Below are 17,651 nucleotides of genomic sequence, written 5' to 3'. Positions count from 1 at the left end.
GCATGGTCTTCGATTTAGTTTAGTGGATGGCGATCAAATCAACTATCGACTTGACCACCTACAAATAAAACAGCAACAGGCCGAAAAATGTGCCATAATAACTAGTCCAAGGTTTAATGTCTAATGTCCAAGGAGCAAAAGCAGAGCTACGTTAGACCCGCAGCGGCGGACCGCTTGACCGTTAAACGTTAGACCAATCTTTTCAACCGTAGGCCTCAACAATCTTCTGGATTAGGGAGCTGGTAGAATAACCCGGAACGAGCGCGATGGTTTCGACACTACCGCCATTGCCCAGGACAAAATCGGCTCCTACGATGGTGGCGACGGTATAGTCGTCGCCCTTCACCAATACGTCGGGCCGGAGCGTTTCGATCAGTTCCAGCGGGGTTGGTTCGCCAAAGAGCGTGACCAAATCAACGAATTGCAGAGCGGCCATAAGGCGGGCGCGGGCCTGCTCATTCACCACCGGACGAAGCGGCCCTTTGATGCAGCTAACCGACGCGTCGGTATTTAGACCCAGCACGAGTTTATCACCTAATGCGCGAGCTTTTTCGAGGTAGTCGATGTGGCCAAGGTGCACAATATCGAAGCAGCCATTGGTAAATACCACCCGTTGCCCCTCAGCGTGCCAGGCACGTACCTGCGCCGCCGCGTCATCGCGGGAAACAATTTTCTGGGAAGTCATACTAAAATGTTGAACGGGAACCCTGCTCAGCACTGACCGGCGACGTACCTACTTCGGCACCCGCTTTTTTGCTCCGGCTCAGCACGATCAAAAAGGACAAACCGCCGAAAATAATTACCACGGCCCATTGCGAGAGCAGCATCAGCGTTGCCAGCGTTTGACCGTCTTGCTGGGTAAGTCCGTAAATCACCAGCGCCGAACCTACCATGATGTTGAAGGCGCCTAACCCGCCCTGTGTGGGAGCAGCCATGCCAATGGTGCCCATCATCAGAATCGTCAACGCTGCTACCGGGCCGAGATTGGCCGTTTGGGGCATGGCAAAAAACAGCACGTACATGGTCAGGTAATAAAGCGTCCAGATCAGCAGCGTGTGGAAGATGAATAGACCCGGCTGACGAAGCTTGCGTACGCTCAGCAGTCCGTCGACAAGGCCCAGCACGAATGTTTCGACCTTTACGAAGAGCGCATTACGGCGAAGCACTTCCTTGTATTTGTTATACATGAACCAGGCTATTACGGCCCCGCCAATGCCAACGGCCAGCACTAGATAAAGCCCTGTACGGCTCCCGTTTCCCCCCTTTCCAGCGAACAGGCCGAAAACTAGGTCGCTGAGGCGGGTAAATTCCAGCACAAGCGTTAGGCCAATGATAACCAGTAGCATCAGCACGTCAAAAATACGTTCGGCCACCACCGTGCCGAAGCTCACGTTGACGGGTATTCCCTCCAGCCGGTTCATGGTGCCGCAGCGCGTTACCTCACCCATGCGGGGAATAAGCAGGTTAGCGAAGTAGCCCGTCATCACCGCCAGCAACGAGTCGAACTGCGACGGGCGATGGCCCACAACGGGTTCAAGCAGTAAACTCCAGCGCACGCCCCGGCTCCAGTGCGACAGCATGGCGATAACGGCATACACGCCCACCCAAAACAGGTTAGCCTGTCCCAGGGCAGCAAACATGGCGTTCAGGTCGATGTCTTTAAAGACGAACCAGAGAAGCCCCCCGGCCACAGCGAGGGAAATGGCGTAGGTAAGGATGTTTTTCATGAAAAAGAAGGGTTTGTGGTTTGTTGTGCGTGGTTTGCAGTTGCGCTGCTCGGGTACATGGTTTCGTCTAGGGAAGCAACGTACCTAGGCAGTGCAACTACAAACCACGCACAACAAACCACAAACTAAAATTTACCCCCTCGCCGCCTGTCCGCCCGCTACTAACCGGTTGTTTTCGTCGGGGAATACAACCAGTGGTTTGTGCGTTTTGGCCTCTTCGTCGGTGAGCATGCAATAAGAGATGATGATGATGATATCGCCGGGTTGAGCGCGGCGGGCGGCGGCTCCGTTTAGGCAGATAATGCCCGTTCCGCGCTCACCTGTAATGACGTAGGTAATCAGTCGTTCGCCATTGTTATTGTTTACGATATGCACCTGCTCGTTCTCCAGCAGGCCCGCTGCGTCCATCAGATCTTCGTCGATGGTGATGCTGCCCACGTAGTTCAACTCAGCCTGAGTGACCTTCACGCGGTGCAACTTCGATTTCATTAAAGTCAGAAACATAGTCTGTTTTTGAAAAGCGTCTTCATAAAGAAGGCGTCCGCAAAGGTAGCGGACGCCTTCTGGTCAGCAAAACAAGCGTGTATAGGGTAACGTTCATCGCTTATTTCGAAGAAAGGTAAACCTGCTAAATACGCCTCTCAATCGGAACAGCGTGCGTTGCAAATTAGGCCCGGCATTCGTCGAGGCTCGATTGACCGGAGGCTACTTTGAGGATGAAGTCGGTCAGCAAAGAGTCATCAACTGCCGCTTCAAAGTCGCTTTGTCAAGCTTAACTACCTACTGTTTGGTCATGTAACGCATCATGCCAATGCCTTGAAGGTTGCGTCGAAACGCTGAAAATTTCGTAGCATCAACTGGTCAAAGCCGGCGTCTTCATCTGAATTTGCTGCTTCAGACAATAGCTCTTTCAGCATAGTCCGAAACAACTCGGGTTCTTCATGAATCAATTCTCGAAGAGCCTCTTTGATCAGCCCTTTATCTACGACTTGTGTCATTGTATTTGCTGGTTAACGTATCCAATCTACCAAACACCGTCTGATTCGCAAAAGTTGATAGTCACGTACCACGGGCTTCAGCCCGTATTTTAAATACAAATACGGGCTGAAGCCCGTGGTACGTTAAAACGGCACCACTACTTTCAAACTCATGTTTCGGCCCATGTTAAACACGCCGATGCGGCCGGTGGCGTTGTTTGGGTCGAGGTATTTCAGGCGGCTTTGGTGGGCCTGATAGATCACATCAAACAGATTGGTGGTCGAGAAATAGACGGAGAATAGCGTCTGTTTGCGGTTGCCCGTTACGTCGGCACCGGCCCCGATATGCACCAGCGTGTAGCCAGGTGTGGCCGTTTCGGTGTTCGATGCCGCCAGGAACCGATCCTGTCGCTGCGTGACCTCCACATCCATGGTGGCGTACAGATTCCGGAACCGGTTGCCAATTCGGTCGCGGGTAAGACGGAGCTGCGTGACCCAGCGCGGCGCCGGCATAAACGGCAGGTATTGCGCGTCTTCGGCAGTGGCCGACAGGTTACGTCCAAACACCGACGAGTAGGTTTGCGTCAGGCTGAACCACCGCGCCGACGCCGGGTTGTAGGTGATCATGCCTTCCAGCCCCTGTAATCGAGCGTCGCCCTGCGCGTACCGAAACACCGGTATTTCGCCCTGAAACAGCGAGTCGGTGCCCGCGCGGTTCAACACCCGTTCCGAATAGATGTAATTCTGGATGCTGTTCTGGAATAGGCTCAGATCGACGTACCAGTTCTGGCTTTCGTAGGTCAGCCCCAAATCGCCCTGATAGGCCACCTCCGGCACCGCGTCGAGCTTTCCGATTTCGTAGCGGAACGTACCTGCGTGTACCCCGTTCGATGATAGCTCGGGTACGGTTGGCGCCCGGAAACCGCGCGATACGTTGGCCCGTACGTTCAGCTTCTCGGTAACCGAATACACAGCACCTAAACTAGCCGATACGTTACGATATGTTTTGTCGGCACCGCTGAAACGGAGGCTGTTTGGCCCCTGCGAACGTACCTGGAAAGCACCCTCCGAATCGAGGTACAACGAACCCACACTGAGTACACGAATGTCGAAACGGGCACCACCGCTGATTTTCAGTTTGCCAATGTTCTTTTTCGCGAAAATGAATTCTCCGTTGTCGAACAGGTTGTAGTTCGGGTATAATGCCTGGTACCCCTGATTGTCGAGCGACTGCTGCATGCCGTTACTACCTACGGTCACCTCCAGATTATTTTTCGTCGGGAAGTTGTACCGGACATCGTAGTAGTTGGTGTACAGCATCAGGCCAAGCTGCGCTTGATTAGGCCGAAATATATCCGCAAACTCGTCGCGGCGGTTGCGGGCGTGGCTGAGGTTGGCCGTTAGTGAACCGCCGTTATTGAACTGGAACAGGTTGTTTAGTGATACTTTGGCGTTGACCAGCCGCTGCGAATTGAACGGTAAAAAATCACGGCTCGTCAGTTCATCATCCGTAACGGGACGTTCGGTTTCCTCGCCGTTTGGCAACAGTGAAGCGGTAGTAAAACGGCCGGTTCGGGCGTCGCGGGTGCCGTTGATGATGTTGAATTTCTGTTCAGTACGCAGGAAATGCAACCGCGAATAGCCCCAGCGTTTGTTCAGTCCAACGTACCCACTGATGTCGAAAATATCTGCGTAGTTCGAGCCGTAAACACGCCCATCGGCCCGGTTCTGGTAATTACCCGCTGATTTAGTCGAAGCGGTTGTAAGCCACACAAAGCCGTTGTGATTTCCCGCCGACTGCACCGACGCACCCAATAGTCCGTGGTTGCTCTGGTAGTTAGTCAGCACCCGTCCCTTAATCTTGCCCTCCTCGACCGGGCGCGGCGACAGGGCCGTAACCACCCCACCCAGCCCATCAGATCCGTACATCAGGCTACCCGCGCCGCGAATGACTTCGTAGCGATCAATCGAATATTCGTCGAGCTGAATACTGTGTTCCTCGCCCCATTGGTTGTCTTCCTGCCTGATGCCATCATGCATGGTAATGACCCGGTTAAAACCCAGTCCGCGGATAATGGGCTTGCTCAGTCCCGCACCCGTCGTCACCTGCGACATGCCCGGCAGTTTCGACACGGCATCGATCAGGTTCGTGGAGCTTTGTTGCATCAGTCGAAGTTGCGACATAGCCGCAATCGGCACCGGACTTTCGCGGATAATGGTTCTGGTTGATGCGCCCGACACGATAACTTCTTCAAGCATCTGCGAGGCGTTTTCCATGATAAAATCCTTCGTAGTCGCGCCGCTAACGGTGACGCTCTGCACCAGCGTTTTGTGCGAAATATAGCTGACCTGCACTGTGAACGTACCTGAGGGCAAGTTCGTAAGGCGATAGGCCCCGTCGAGGTCAGTGGTGGCCCCGAGGCGTAGGTCGGGTAAATAAATGGCCGCCCCAATCACAGCCTCGCCCGATTCGCCGTGCGTAACGCGACCGGCCAGGCTATTTTGGGCAATACAAACAGAGACAGGTAGCCCGAGACAGGCCACCATGAGGAGTAAAATCTTCATAAGGACAGGAAAACGTTGGAGGAATGTTATTTCGCTTTGCTGTCATTCGCCTTCGGCGTCATTATGTGGTCATTTACCTGCGGCGTCATTGATGGTCATTGATAGTCATTTGTCGTAAGACAATGAATGACTACCTAATGACGCGAAGCGAATGACTACTTAATGACGCGAAGCGAATGACTACCTAATGACGCGAAGCCAATGACTACTCAATGACGCGCTTTCGCGCATCACGCCAACGGTGGTCCTCGATGTGAAAAACAGGTGAATTTTGCCCAACGTACCCGCGCATCAATCGCAGACGCAGGGGCGGATAACAGCGGCTGCTCAGGTGCCTGAAACGTGAAAAACGTGGGTTCCGTAAACGGATAAGCCACGTCGGTCATGGCATCGAGCCAGATCAGTTGCTGCTTGCTGTGGTTATTCGGCTGAATCGGGTCGGACCCCGTCGGGTCAGAGCCGGGGCCACCCAATGCTTTGGGCAGAAACGGGTGCGCGTGAACCACAATCGTACCATCGGGCAGCCGATGGGCATGCCGGAACACCACGGCGTTGGTCAGCATGAAGAGCTGAACCAGCAGCAGGAGCCGGGCTACGGTAACACGATATGTTAAGGTTTTACGCATCAGTCAGTAAACATAACATACGACTCTTTGCCTGAAGTCGATGTGATGGGCTATCCCACAAATTAACGCTATAAATTGAAGTTACTCAATTGGTTGATCGATTAAGAGGGAATCGTTACTAGCCGATATAGGGTAAGGAAGGTGATTTGTTGCTTTGACAACAACTAGCTAATATTCGCCGTTTAGATGCTACCGCCAACGGTACACACTCCTTCATTCATGCAACTTCTTCTCGACAACCTAAACCAGCAAACCGTACGAACCCAACTCGGCGGTGGGCAAAAAAAACTGGACGATCAGCATAAAAAAGGGAAACTGACCGCGCGCGAGCGGGTAACGTACCTGATTGATCCTGATTCGGAGTTCCTTGAAATCGGCCTGTTCGCCGGTGATGGCCTATATGCCGAGCATGGTGGCTGTCCGTCGGGTGGCGTGGTCACGGGGCTTGGGTACGTATCCGGGCGGCTGTGCGTGATCGTTGCCAATGATGCCACGGTGAAAGCCGGGGCCTGGTTTCCAATAACTGCTAAAAAGAACCTCCGGGCGCAGGAAATGGCTATGGAGAACCATCTGCCCATTATTTACCTGGTCGACAGTGCCGGTGTGTATCTGCCGTTGCAGGATGAAGTGTTCGCCGACAAAGACCATTTCGGACGGATGTTTCGCAACAATGCGCACCTGTCGGCAATGGGCGTGTTGCAGGTAGCGGCTGTAATGGGTAGCTGTGTAGCGGGTGGCGCGTACCTGCCCATCATGTCAGACGAGGCGCTGATTGTGGAAGGAACCGGATCCATTTTTCTGGCCGGTCCGTACCTCGTTAAATCATCGATTGGTGAAGACGTGGGGGCCGAAACACTAGGCGGAGCCGCCATGCACACGGAAATCTCGGGCGTGATCGACAATAAATTTCCTGACGATAAAAGCTGCCTCGACGCCATTCGCCGTATTCTCGATAAAACGGGCAGTCAGCCACTTGCCGGATTTAGCCGTGTCACACCCGCCTTACCAACCCTTGATTCAACCGAGATTTACACGCTACTGCCACAGGATCGGGTGAAGCCGTATGACATGCAGACGATCATTGACCGGCTCATCGACAACTCGGAATTCGACCCCTACAAACCCGATTACGGCCAATCGTTGATCTGCGGTTACGCCCGCATCGACGGATGGGCGGTGGGCATCGTGGCCAATCAACGGAAGGTGGTAAAGGCTAAAGTGCGAGCTGCGCTGGGCGGCAGTGCGCCCGGAGCCGCAGCCACCGAGATGCAAATGGGCGGGGTGATCTACGGCGACGCAGCTGACAAAGCGGCAAGATTCATCATGAACTGCAACCAGAAAAAGATTCCGCTGGTGTTCATTCAGGACGTAACAGGCTTCATGGTCGGTAGCCGGGCCGAACAGGGGGGCATCATTAAAGACGGTGCCAAGCTCGTCAGTGCCATGGCCAATTCGGTGGTACCCAAGTTCACAATCGTGGTGGGCAACAGCTACGGCGCTGGAAACTACGCCCTCTGCGGCCGCGCCTATGACCCCCGTCTGATGATTGCCTGGCCCACCGCTCAGATGGCCGTGATGAGTGGTGCTTCGGCGGCAAAAACGTTGTTACAGATTCAGGTGGCGTCGTTGAAAGCCAAAGGCGAGACCATTACGCCCGAAGATGAGCAGGCTCTGCTGCAAAAGATCACCGATCAGTACAACGCCCAGCTCTCGCCCTACTACGCCGCCGCTCGCCTTTGGGTCGACGCCGTGATTGACCCGCTGGATACCCGCCGCTACATCTCAACTGGCATCGAAGCGGCCAACCACGCGCCTATCACAAAGGCGTTCAACGTGGGGAATATTCAGACGTAGAAAATAGTTTGTGGTTTGTTGTTTGAGGTTTGTAGTTGCGCTGCTAAGGCACAGAACTGGCATGTTAGCAGCGCAACTACAAACCTCAAACAACAAACCCCAAACTACTTAGCACACACACCCTTCGTATATGCCACACCCGCGCAGGCGGCTTCACAAGCGTTACCGTAGGTACGTCCATCGCAACCGCAAACAGGATCATACTGTTGGGTACAAACACAGTTAGTGTTGACTTTAGGCACACAGTTGGCCGTAGGTTCTACGGCTGCTTTTTCGGCACAACCCATCAGGCAGGCCAGGCTAAGAAAAGCGATGAGTGATTTCATGACAGACGTTAGAAAATGGCAAGACAACGTACCTACAAGACCCGGGATGGGTTGGGAAGGTTGGAAATAGCGTTTTGAGTTTGAGGTTTAGTGTTTGATGTTGCGCTGCTAGAGCACGATTCGGTTGATTGAGCAGCGCAACATCAAACACTAAACCTTAAACCCGAAGCCTAATTCATCCAATCCATGCGCTCAGGGATGTCCTGTTCGATGGCTTTACGCACTTTCTCGACAATTTCCTCTACACTTTCGCCGGGACCGATGATCAGCGGTGCTTTGAAGCGAATGGAAAGCTGCGTGTTGCGTTTTTTGAAGCGTAGCCCTTTCTTATCGAACGCACGCCGAAAACCATTGATCACCACCGGAATCACGATCGGGTCGTTGGCCATGATCAGGTGGGCAGTTCCCTTGCGGATAGGGGCGAAGGGCTTGGTTGTCCCCTGCGGAAAACTGACGACCCAACCGTGTTTTAACGCAATCTGAATCTTATCGACCGCTGCCGAATCGACGTTTCGCTGCACTTCGCGACCATCGGCCCGCCACGACCGTTCGATGGTGAGGGCACCGCCGAGGGCGAATATTTTGGCCAGAATACCTTTCTGCATGGTTTCGCTGGCGGCCACATAATACTGCCGGGCACGGGGAGCCAACAGGTACATCGGGGGCAATATGGTGTCTTTAAAGCCCCACTTCACCGCACAGAATACGTGGAAAAAGGCGATTACGTCAGCAAAATAGGTCTGGTGATTCGACAGAAACAGGACGTTGTTGATCGGCAGATTTTCCAGATGTTCCGTGCCCTCGATCTTGATGCGGTTGACGGTTGTGTACCTGAAATACGTAAACCAACCCACTGCACCAATGATCAGTCGTCTGAACAACAGCCAGTTGCCAAAAGGGTCACACTCGAACAGACCAATAAAATCGAGCCGGTCGAGGGGTTTGGGCAGGTAGCTAAAGCGAGTTGGTTTGACGTAACGCATAGGGGCGAGGACAAAGCACTAATCTGAAAATAAGTAACAATGTTTTCGTGGAAAAGTGCAAAACATTGATGGACGAGCCCGCAAAGAAAGTGGAATCGGGGTCTTGAAAAAATTTTTAGCAAGGCATTAATCCTTCAGGTACATCTTGCTATCCAAGCTACAAATAACCACAAAACGCGCCTATAGCTGACGTTCTACTTCCCGATTTACCTTTTCAACCTCTTATCGGGGTGCACCTGTTTCAACCACCTTATTGATCATGAAAACTCAGTTCGTAAACGCGCTACTTGGCTCTGCCTTCACAATTGCTTCTCTTTTTGTTAGTTCATCGGCTACTGCCCAGGTCGAAGTTGGGTTTCGGGGTGGCGTAAACTGGGCTACGGTGTCAGAGCCGTCGCTGATGCGAAATTTACCCGTTCAGCCCGAACTGTCGCCCGGCCTCACCGGTGCTATTTTCCTTACTATTCCGTTGAGTGATCGCGTATCGTTCCGGCCAGAAGTTGGGTACGTTCAGAAAGGTTTTGTTCTGCGTGAAGGTACTAGCCTCGATCTGGGTATCATCGATATTCCCATCGGCGCGCGGATTGCCTACCAGACGCAAGCCATTCAAACGGCTTTCCTGCTGAAAGCGAACCTGACCGATGGCCCCGTTCAGCCCTACGTATTTGGTGGCCCTGCGGTGGGCTACTCGGTCAATGGTCGTGTACGGACTCGGGCCACGGCACTTTTCACTAGCCAAAATATGGATGTTGACCTCGACTTCGGCAATACGCTCAATCCCTGGGATGTCAGCGCGGTGGGTGGCCTCGGCCTGTCGGCTGAAACTGGCTCCGGTAAGTTCTTCGTGGAAGCGCGTTACGATTATGGCCTTACCCGTCAGTTGAAAGTGCCGCTGGTTAACCTGCCCGTTCGCAACCGCAGCGTAGGTGTATCGCTCGGCTACGCGTTTACGCTGTAAAAAGTCTGAAGAAGTGCTGAGTGCCAAGTCTGGAAAGTCGTGTTCACGTTGTTGACGCACCTGGACCACTACTAAAGACGACTGTCCAGACTTGGCACTCAGCACTTTTTAAACACTTTAATTTTTGTTGATTACGAATCAATCGGTAGACGTACCTGCTTCTGGCGGGTACGTCTTTTTTGTGGTACGCGGATTAAAGGGATTCAAGACGATTGACGCCGATTCTTTGGTTGAAGCAGAGCAGATCCGTTTTAATCCAAAAATCGGCGTCAATCGTCTTGAATCCCTTTAATCCGTGTACCTATTCCAAAATCCGCGTTGATCGTTTTAAATCCCTTTGATCCGCGTACCATCATCCAATACGGCTTCTGAAAATGATATTCGTCATGTATACAAATTATAAATACGCGTTGAGGTACACTCAATTCTGTTTATTTTTGTCAGTCCGTAACAGAACAAAACAGCATGGTCGGCTTTACCGACTTTGATTTCAGCAAACAGAACATGGCAACACTCGTAAACGACTTTACCTATTCAACCAAATCAGAGCCTCACCGCATCCGTACGCGGCAGATTATGAAAGCCCACCCGGAGGTGAAAAAACTGATTGGGCAAAAGAATCCGACCACGTTTTGGGTGGCGCTGGGTTGTGTGGCCATGCTCATCACCATGGCGTGGTTTCTGCGCGATCAGCCCTGGTGGATGGTCGTTGCGGCTGCCTGGTTCATTGGTGCATTTCCAGCCCACACGCTGTTTATCTGTATTCACGAAGCGGCTCATAACCTGATTTTCCGTAAGCCCGCCGCTAATGTCTGGACGGGTATCATGGCTAACCTGCCAACGGTATTCCCAACGGCTATTTCGTTCAAGAACTTCCACATCAAGCACCACGCCTTCCAGGGTGTGCACGAACTCGACGCCGATCTGCCCGATTGGTACGAAGCAAAACTGATCAACAATTACGCGATTGGTAAAGCGCTTTGGCTGTTGCTGTTCCCGATCTTCCAGGGTGTTCGTACCCTGCGCTGCATCGAACTGGCCGTGATTGATAAGTGGGTAGTAGCCAACGTGGTGGTTCAACTCGTATTCGACGTGCTGATCGTCGTGTTCTTCGGCTGGAAAGCCCTAGCTTTCATGGTGATGTGTCTGTTCTTCTCGGTTGGTCTGCACCCACTGGGCGCCCGCTGGATTCAGGAGCATTACCTGACCCTCGACCCTGAGCAGGAAACCTACAGCTACTACGGCCAACTGAATGGCGTAAACCTGAACGTAGGCTACCATAACGAGCACCACGATTTTCCATCGGTTCCCTGGAACAAGCTACCCCAACTGAAGCAGTCGGCTCCTGAGTTCTACGACACACTGAAATACCACACGTCGTACGTGAAGTTGTTGTTCATGTTCCTCTTCAGTCAGGAAGTGTCGCTGTACTCGCGAATTGTCCGCAAAGAACGTGGCCGCATTACCCTCGACGATCAGTCAAAACCTGATGTTGAACTGATTCAGGCGCAGGCAAAGGCAGAGCCTGCCACGGTATAACGTACCCGACTTTTAACGAAATGCCCGCTTCTGATGCAGAGGCGGGCATTTTTTGTGTACTGCTGTTCAGGATATTTTATCCTGAACTTGCTAGCCGCGCGTTTGTAACGCGTGTAGGGTTGACTAGAAAAGGAATTTGCTTTTTCGCCTCAGGCGCGTTACAAACGCGCGGTTAGCAAGTTCAGGATAAAATATCCTGAACAGCATCGTGCAGATTAGGGGCCTCCTTGTTTTTGTCCAAAAAAAGCAAATCCACGATTTCGGCGCAAAAAAGCCTAAAAACCTTTTGCACAATAAGTTTAGGCCCGTGATTGCGTTACGAACCTATTGAATGAACTTTGCGATTACGCGGTTTTATTCCTACTTTTGCGGGCTGAAATAGGTTCTTACTTTTCATATTTATCATATACCAATGATTACGGAAACGGCAGTCAATACGGGTAAGATCACACAGGTGATTGGCCCGGTTGTAGACGTGAGTTTCGAGGCAGAAGGCTCTCGGATTCCGGCTATTCTCGATGCCCTTAAGGTAACGCGGCCCGATGGCCAGGTCGTTATCATGGAGTGCCAGCAGCACCTTGGCGAAGATCGTGTTCGCGCCATTGCGATGGATTCGACCGAAGGTTTGCAGCGCGGCATGGACGTGGTTGACTTGGGTAGCCCCATCTCAATGCCCATCGGCGAAGCCATCAAAGGCCGTCTGTTCAACGTCGTAGGCGAGCCTATCGACGGTTTGGGCGCACTGCCCGACGCTCGTCGGTCATCGATTCACCGGTCTGCTCCCCGGTTCGAAGATCTGGCCACGTCGACCGAAGTACTGTATACGGGTATCAAAGTAATTGACCTGCTGGCCCCTTACGTAAAAGGTGGTAAAATCGGTCTCTTCGGTGGTGCCGGTGTAGGTAAAACCGTATTGATCCAGGAACTCATCAACAACATCGCTAAAGCCTACGAAGGTCTGTCGGTGTTTGCTGGTGTGGGCGAACGTACCCGCGAAGGAAATGACCTGATGCGCGAAATGATCGAAGCCGGTATCATCAAATACGGCGACGCGTTCAAACACAGCATGGAAGAAGGCGGTTGGGATCTGACCAAAGTTGATTACGAAGAGCTGAAGCAATCGCAGGCTACGTTCGTATTCGGTCAGATGAACGAACCCCCTGGAGCCCGTGCCCGTGTGGCCCTGTCTGGTCTGACTATCGCCGAATATTACCGTGACGGTGATGGCGAAGGCGAAGGTCGCGACATCCTGTTCTTTATCGATAATATTTTCCGCTTCACGCAAGCCGGTTCAGAAGTATCCGCCCTGTTGGGCCGGATGCCATCGGCCGTAGGTTACCAGCCTACGCTGGCTACCGAAATGGGTGCCATGCAGGAACGTATCACGTCGACCAAGCGTGGTTCAATCACATCAGTACAGGCCGTATATGTACCTGCCGATGACTTGACTGACCCCGCCCCTGCAACGACCTTTGCTCACCTTGATGCCACCACGGTATTGAGCCGGAAAGTAGCCGAACTTGGTATCTACCCTGCCGTTGACCCACTCGACTCTACGTCGCGGATTCTGTCGGCCGAGGTACTGGGCGAAAAGCACTACGGTACAGCTCAGCGCGTAAAAGAGATTCTGCAGCGCTACAAAGAATTGCAGGATATCATCGCCATTCTTGGTCTGGAAGAATTGTCGGAAGAAGATAAGCTGGTAGTAAGCCGGGCCCGTCGGGTTCAGCGCTTCCTGTCGCAGCCGTTCTTCGTGGCCGAGCAGTTCACCGGTCTGAAAGGGGTGTTGGTGCCTATCGAAGAAACCATCAAAGGCTTCAACGAGATCATCGACGGCAAATATGACCACCTGCCCGAATCAGCCTTTAACCTGGTTGGTAACATCGAAGCCGCCGTTGAAAAAGGCGAGCGTCTGATCAAAGAAGCAGGACAATAAACTGATTTACGAATTACGATGTACGATGTACGAATTGGCTCTGCCTTTTAAGGTTGTGGTCTACTCAGCAGCGCTAACTCGTAATTCGTATATCGTAAATCGCAAATCATAACGTGCAACTCGATATCATAACCCCAGACCGGAAGGTATTTTCAGGCGAGGCTTCGTCGGTGACGTTTCCGGGATCGGAAGGTCAGTTTCAGGTGCTGAACGATCACGCGCCGATGGTCAGCACACTGGCTCGTGGGCCGGTTACCATTGCCACATCGGGCGGGGTGAAAACCTTTACCGTTGATGGCGGCGTGGTAGAAGTATTGCGCAACCGCGTGCTGGTTCTTGCCGAAGCCGTTCTGGCCGCATAATCAGTAACGTACCTACAGTGAAAAAGCAGACTCAGCAACGGGTCTGCTTTTTTTGTGGGATGGGGTGTTGCTATGCGAAAGCAACCCAAGCATCAAGCAATTCCTTAAAATCTACTGAAACGGCCACCATTTCCGTGCTCGGGCGGTGAGTAGATAGGCTACCGTACCCAGCGCCGTAACGGTCATGCCCGATAGCATGTAGGTTGTGCCGGTCGAGTAAAAAATGTAGCCCCAGACAGCGATGACCAGAATGACCGGCAGCGGATATAACGGCATTTGGAACGGGAAATGCACAGCGGGCTTACCCTCGGCGGTTCGTTTTCGGTGAAGCAGGAGCAAGCCCACCGCCTGACCGATAAACTGAATGACCACCCGCATGGCCAGAATTGCCGTGATGACGTTGGCCAGTTTGAACAGCAGACTGAAAATAAACGCCAGTCCACCCAGGAAGAGGAGTGAGATATACGGAAACTCGCGGGTGGGGTGCAGTTTGGCAAACACGTTGAAAAACTGTCCATCGGCGGCTGCCGCATAGGGAACACGTGAATAACCGAGCAGCACCGCGAACAGTGACGAAAAGGCTACAACCAGTACCAGCAATGTAGCAAAACGCGCCGCGTCGCTACCGTACAGCGCTTCAACCATTGTGCTCACAATAAATGGGCTATTCGCTGCTTTTTCAAACGGTAATACACTGGCAACGCTCAGGTTTAGCGCTCCATACAGAATGGCAATGCCAACCACCGAGAGGAACATGCTCAGTGGAATGTTACGTTCCGGCTTCTGAATCTCACCGCCTAGATGGCAGATATTGTAATAGCCCAGATAACAATAGATTGTTTTCACAGAAGCCACGCCGACAGATGCTGCCAGCACGGTAGGCGACACGCTTTCAGCCGAGGTCCAGGCCTCGCTGAGCAACGTACCTACGGAGCGTGTTCCGTAGTAGAGACCACCGAAAATTAGCCAGCCCATAGTGCCGAGTACGCAGAGCCAGAGCAACACGCTGATTCGGCCGATGCCATCAATGCGGCGATAGAGCAGGGCAATGACCAGTAGGACAACGGTTCCCGAAACGATCCGGCGCGTGACTTCGTCGAGCGGGTAGAGGTAGGAAGCGTATTGGGCGAAACCGATGGCTCCCGATGCTACAACGAGTGGTGCCTGAATTAGCGTCTGCCAGACGTAGAGGAACGAAAATAACTTACCCCAACGCTGTTCGCCATACGAAATCTTTAAAAACTGGTAGCTGCCCCCCGCCTGCGGAAAGGCCGCACCGAGTTCTGACCAAACCAGTGAATCGATGATAGAAATGAGTGCGCCCAGTGCCCAGGCCAGGAGAAAATGTGGCCCGCCAATGGATTTCATCACCAGCGGCAGTACTACAAACGGCCCAATCCCGACCATGTCAATCATGTTCAGGGCCGTTCCCTGCACAAGACTGAGTTGCCGGGGCAAACCACCAGTGGGTGTTGAGTCGGGTACGTTGGAAGAAGTAGACGTGTTCAAATCAGATCGTACCGTTTCATCGGTTGTATACGTCTGTTGAATCCGTGCCGGGTACGTTAAGTTCCAACTGCCGAGATCGTGAAATGACCGTGTTTGGCGTTAGTATCACTCATACACGCTGCTCAAACCAACGCTTGCTGACCCGGAACCGGTAAGGGCTCTGGTACGTCGGTTTCGAGGGGAACGGTGACAACAATGCGGGTACCCTGGTCGGGTTGCGTAAGCAGGCGTAAAACGCCATTCATGAGGCGGGCTCGTTGACGCATGTTGTGCAACCCATGTCCGTTTATAATAGCATCACCCTGAGCCATGCCAACACCACAACCATTATCGCTAATGGCTAGTAAGAGGCGATTTTCGCGAATACGAAGTTCAATGTCAATATTTGTTGCCTTAGCGTGTTTGATGGTATTTGTCAGAGCTTCCTGCACAATTCGATAAAGACCGATTTCTATGCTTTGTTCCAGGCGCGTATCGCCACCCTGCGACATGACCCGAACGGTTAGCCCCGACTGTTGAGCTGATTGCTCGGCTACATAGCGGAGGGCTGGTTCGAGGCCGAAATCGCTGAGCACGGGTGGCATCAGGTTGTTCGATACATGGCGTGTTTCCTGAATAATTTTCACCACCAGGTTTTTTAAACTGGCGTAGACACGTTGCTCGCTATCGGGTAGCAGATATACCGAACGCAGGTTTTCGGCCAGCAATTTCAAACCAGTCAGCATCTGGCCAATGCCATCGTGCAGATCGCGGGAAAGTCGTCGACGTTCTTCTTCCTGTCCCTGAACCAGTGATGCCATTCGTATACGTTGCTCACTCAATTGCTGTTGGTAGCGCAGTCCTGATTCCCGCAGGAGTTGTTGCTGTGTCTGTTGTAGTGCAGTGTTCGAGGCAAGTAAGACTTCATTAACGGCCTCTGTTTGTTGGCGGGCTTCTGTTAGTTGAGCAAGCGTAGTGCGTAATGTTTGTACAACCGGGCTGAAAATTAACAGCCCTTCGAGTAACAAGACCAGTAATGTAACAGTCATCAATATCCGCTCAATGCGCTGTAGCGACTTGATTTTTCGCTGCGCTTCCCGTTGATACTGTCGCACAATCTGATCCATCTTACCCAAAAACTGGCGTTCATGGCCCATAATGGTGCGAAGAGTCTGTTTTCTTTCTGCGGTAGTCAGGCTAGTTTGCTGAAGCAATTGGTGTGTTTCTAGTCGAATAGCGTCGAAGTGGGGCTGAATTTGACGAAACATCACCTGAATCGTATCGCTATTGGTATGCTGTGATTTGAGGTCGGTTAGTTGACCAGTACGAAGCTCAACATGATACCGTTCCCAGTCGGCCAGCACCCGGGTTAGGTCGGAAGTTACCTGCCTTAAGTCGACCATAGAGGCGGCCGTCGTCATTAAAAGAACATCTTTTACAATGGCCTGACTCTGGAAGCGCTGTTTACCGGCATAATTGACCAACCACGAATCGTTCTCCTGCCCAATTAATTGACGTTGTACCAACACCTGCCCCCAAATAGTAAGGCCCGCAACAAGCGATAAAGCGAGTAGATATCGATACGTAAGAGAACGAGTGAGTGTAGACAATTGCTTCATTGACAGGTTGATGTGCGAAAATAATTGCTTTTGAGCGAGGCTGGGAGAGATTCTGAACCTGAATTAACGAACTCATACGATACGTTCGTCTGCCTTTCAGATGGTTACACGCAAAAAAGTCACAAACATCGATACTATTTCTATTCTGTGAACTGTACCAAAACTACGAAATGTCCTATAAAACCTATAGATTGTTCGTAAATTAGCTACTTTAGTCGGAATACTAGTTGTCGAGAACCATTTTTTTCATCAGCTACAACCTGATTTATCTGTTCTGCAGTGCACCATGAAGAGTAGCCTTCTGATCTTCTGCTGGCTGTACGCTATCTGCCACTTATCGGGCTATAGTCAGGAGGAACCGTATCGTTTTTCGCATCTGACGATCGATTGGGGTTTGTCAAACAATCAGGTTATGGATGTGCTCCGGGATCGTAAATGATTTTTCTGGATAGCCACAACGTCAGGATTGAACCGGTATGACGGCAATAACTTCACTATATTTACTTATAACAAACTAGATGCCAAGGTATTAAGTATCAATTCGATCAATAAATTATACGAAGACTCTACCCGTCGGCTTTGGGTATTTACCACTTAAGGCACACTGCAGGGAACATTATTTTTCGATGTCTGGTAACGGGCAAACTGCTTATAACCCGCTCAACGTAGTAATTTTATAGACACTATAGCT

At 52.0% G+C, this 17,651-nt stretch carries 17 protein-coding genes; 7 read left to right on the top strand and 10 right to left on the bottom strand.

The features are described 5' to 3' along the window. Positions 1-202 precede the first annotated feature (202 nt). The 6 genes from rfaE2 to ACAW87_RS21510 all read right to left on the bottom strand — a co-directional run bounded on the left by rfaE2 (position 203) and on the right by ACAW87_RS21510 (position 5,895). Positions 203-685: a D-glycero-beta-D-manno-heptose 1-phosphate adenylyltransferase gene (gene rfaE2 / locus ACAW87_RS21535; RefSeq protein WP_370725716.1), complete on the bottom strand. Its 483-nt coding sequence runs from the start codon at positions 683-685 to the stop codon at positions 203-205. A 1-nt stretch (position 686) separates the two neighbouring features. After that, positions 687-1,727, bottom strand: a complete 1,041-nt coding sequence (locus tag ACAW87_RS21530; RefSeq protein ID WP_370725715.1) for a lysylphosphatidylglycerol synthase transmembrane domain-containing protein — start codon at positions 1,725-1,727, stop codon at positions 687-689. Positions 1,728-1,859: 132 nt separating this feature from the next. Further along, positions 1,860-2,231, bottom strand: a complete 372-nt coding sequence (panD, locus tag ACAW87_RS21525) for an aspartate 1-decarboxylase (RefSeq protein ID WP_370725714.1) — start codon at positions 2,229-2,231, stop codon at positions 1,860-1,862. Between the two features lie 299 nt (positions 2,232-2,530). After that, positions 2,531-2,725, bottom strand: a complete 195-nt coding sequence (locus ACAW87_RS21520; protein ID WP_370725713.1) for a hypothetical protein — start codon at positions 2,723-2,725, stop codon at positions 2,531-2,533. 123 nt (positions 2,726-2,848) lie between these two features. After that, on the bottom strand, positions 2,849-5,269 hold the full coding sequence (locus ACAW87_RS21515) for a TonB-dependent receptor (RefSeq protein ID WP_370725712.1): 2,421 nt from the start codon (positions 5,267-5,269) through the stop codon (positions 2,849-2,851). Between the two features lie 230 nt (positions 5,270-5,499). Continuing rightward, positions 5,500-5,895 carry a DUF8478 family putative metalloprotein gene (locus ACAW87_RS21510; RefSeq protein WP_370725711.1) on the bottom strand — a complete coding sequence of 132 codons (396 nt, stop codon included), beginning with the start codon at positions 5,893-5,895 and terminating at the stop codon, positions 5,500-5,502. Between the two features lie 219 nt (positions 5,896-6,114). On the opposite strand from ACAW87_RS21510, the gene ACAW87_RS21505 reads away from it, so the two are divergent. Continuing rightward, entirely contained in the window at positions 6,115-7,749 is a 1,635-nt protein-coding gene (locus tag ACAW87_RS21505; protein ID WP_370725710.1) for an acyl-CoA carboxylase subunit beta, read from the top strand. Between the two features lie 104 nt (positions 7,750-7,853). Here the strand turns inward: ACAW87_RS21505 and ACAW87_RS21500 are convergent, their stop codons facing one another. Then, complete coding sequence (locus ACAW87_RS21500) at positions 7,854-8,075, bottom strand: Kazal-type serine protease inhibitor domain-containing protein (RefSeq protein WP_370725709.1); 222 nt, start codon at positions 8,073-8,075, stop codon at positions 7,854-7,856. Positions 8,076-8,245: 170 nt separating this feature from the next. Continuing rightward, complete coding sequence (locus tag ACAW87_RS21495; RefSeq protein ID WP_370725708.1) at positions 8,246-9,058, bottom strand: lysophospholipid acyltransferase family protein; 813 nt, start codon at positions 9,056-9,058, stop codon at positions 8,246-8,248. Positions 9,059-9,317: 259 nt separating this feature from the next. Between ACAW87_RS21495 and ACAW87_RS21490 the strand changes: the two genes are divergently transcribed. The 5 genes from ACAW87_RS21490 (at position 9,318) to atpC (ending at position 13,853) form a co-directional block, all read left to right on the top strand. Next, positions 9,318-10,016, top strand: coding sequence for a porin family protein (locus tag ACAW87_RS21490; protein ID WP_370725707.1), 699 nt, complete (start codon positions 9,318-9,320; stop codon positions 10,014-10,016). Positions 10,017-10,140: 124 nt separating this feature from the next. Then, positions 10,141-10,308, top strand: coding sequence for a hypothetical protein (locus ACAW87_RS21485; protein ID WP_370725706.1), 168 nt, complete (start codon positions 10,141-10,143; stop codon positions 10,306-10,308). A 212-nt stretch (positions 10,309-10,520) separates the two neighbouring features. Next, positions 10,521-11,555, top strand: a complete 1,035-nt coding sequence (locus ACAW87_RS21480; RefSeq protein WP_370725705.1) for a fatty acid desaturase — start codon at positions 10,521-10,523, stop codon at positions 11,553-11,555. Positions 11,556-11,967: 412 nt separating this feature from the next. After that, complete coding sequence (gene atpD, locus ACAW87_RS21475) at positions 11,968-13,491, top strand: F0F1 ATP synthase subunit beta (protein ID WP_370725704.1); 1,524 nt, start codon at positions 11,968-11,970, stop codon at positions 13,489-13,491. Positions 13,492-13,604: 113 nt separating this feature from the next. Beyond that, positions 13,605-13,853: an ATP synthase F1 subunit epsilon gene (gene atpC, locus ACAW87_RS21470; RefSeq protein ID WP_370725703.1), complete on the top strand. Its 249-nt coding sequence runs from the start codon at positions 13,605-13,607 to the stop codon at positions 13,851-13,853. 111 nt (positions 13,854-13,964) lie between these two features. Here the strand turns inward: atpC and ACAW87_RS21465 are convergent, their stop codons facing one another. Beyond that, positions 13,965-15,362 (bottom strand): APC family permease, encoded by a 1,398-nt coding sequence (locus ACAW87_RS21465; protein ID WP_370725702.1) that lies wholly within the window; start codon positions 15,360-15,362, stop codon positions 13,965-13,967. 122 nt (positions 15,363-15,484) lie between these two features. Continuing rightward, positions 15,485-16,960: an ATP-binding protein gene (locus ACAW87_RS21460; RefSeq protein ID WP_370725701.1), complete on the bottom strand. Its 1,476-nt coding sequence runs from the start codon at positions 16,958-16,960 to the stop codon at positions 15,485-15,487. Positions 16,961-17,246: 286 nt separating this feature from the next. On the opposite strand from ACAW87_RS21460, the gene ACAW87_RS21455 reads away from it, so the two are divergent. Continuing rightward, positions 17,247-17,399 carry a hypothetical protein gene (locus tag ACAW87_RS21455; protein WP_370725700.1) on the top strand — a complete coding sequence of 51 codons (153 nt, stop codon included), beginning with the start codon at positions 17,247-17,249 and terminating at the stop codon, positions 17,397-17,399. Positions 17,400-17,651: the final 252 nt, after the last annotated feature.

The sequence above is a fragment of the Fibrella aquatica genome, assembly GCF_041321135.1.
In the GTDB taxonomy this organism is placed as follows: domain Bacteria; phylum Bacteroidota; class Bacteroidia; order Cytophagales; family Spirosomataceae; genus Fibrella; species Fibrella aquatica.
The sequence above is the reverse complement of the archived record's forward strand: the minus strand, read 5'-3'. Positions and strand labels throughout refer to the sequence as shown.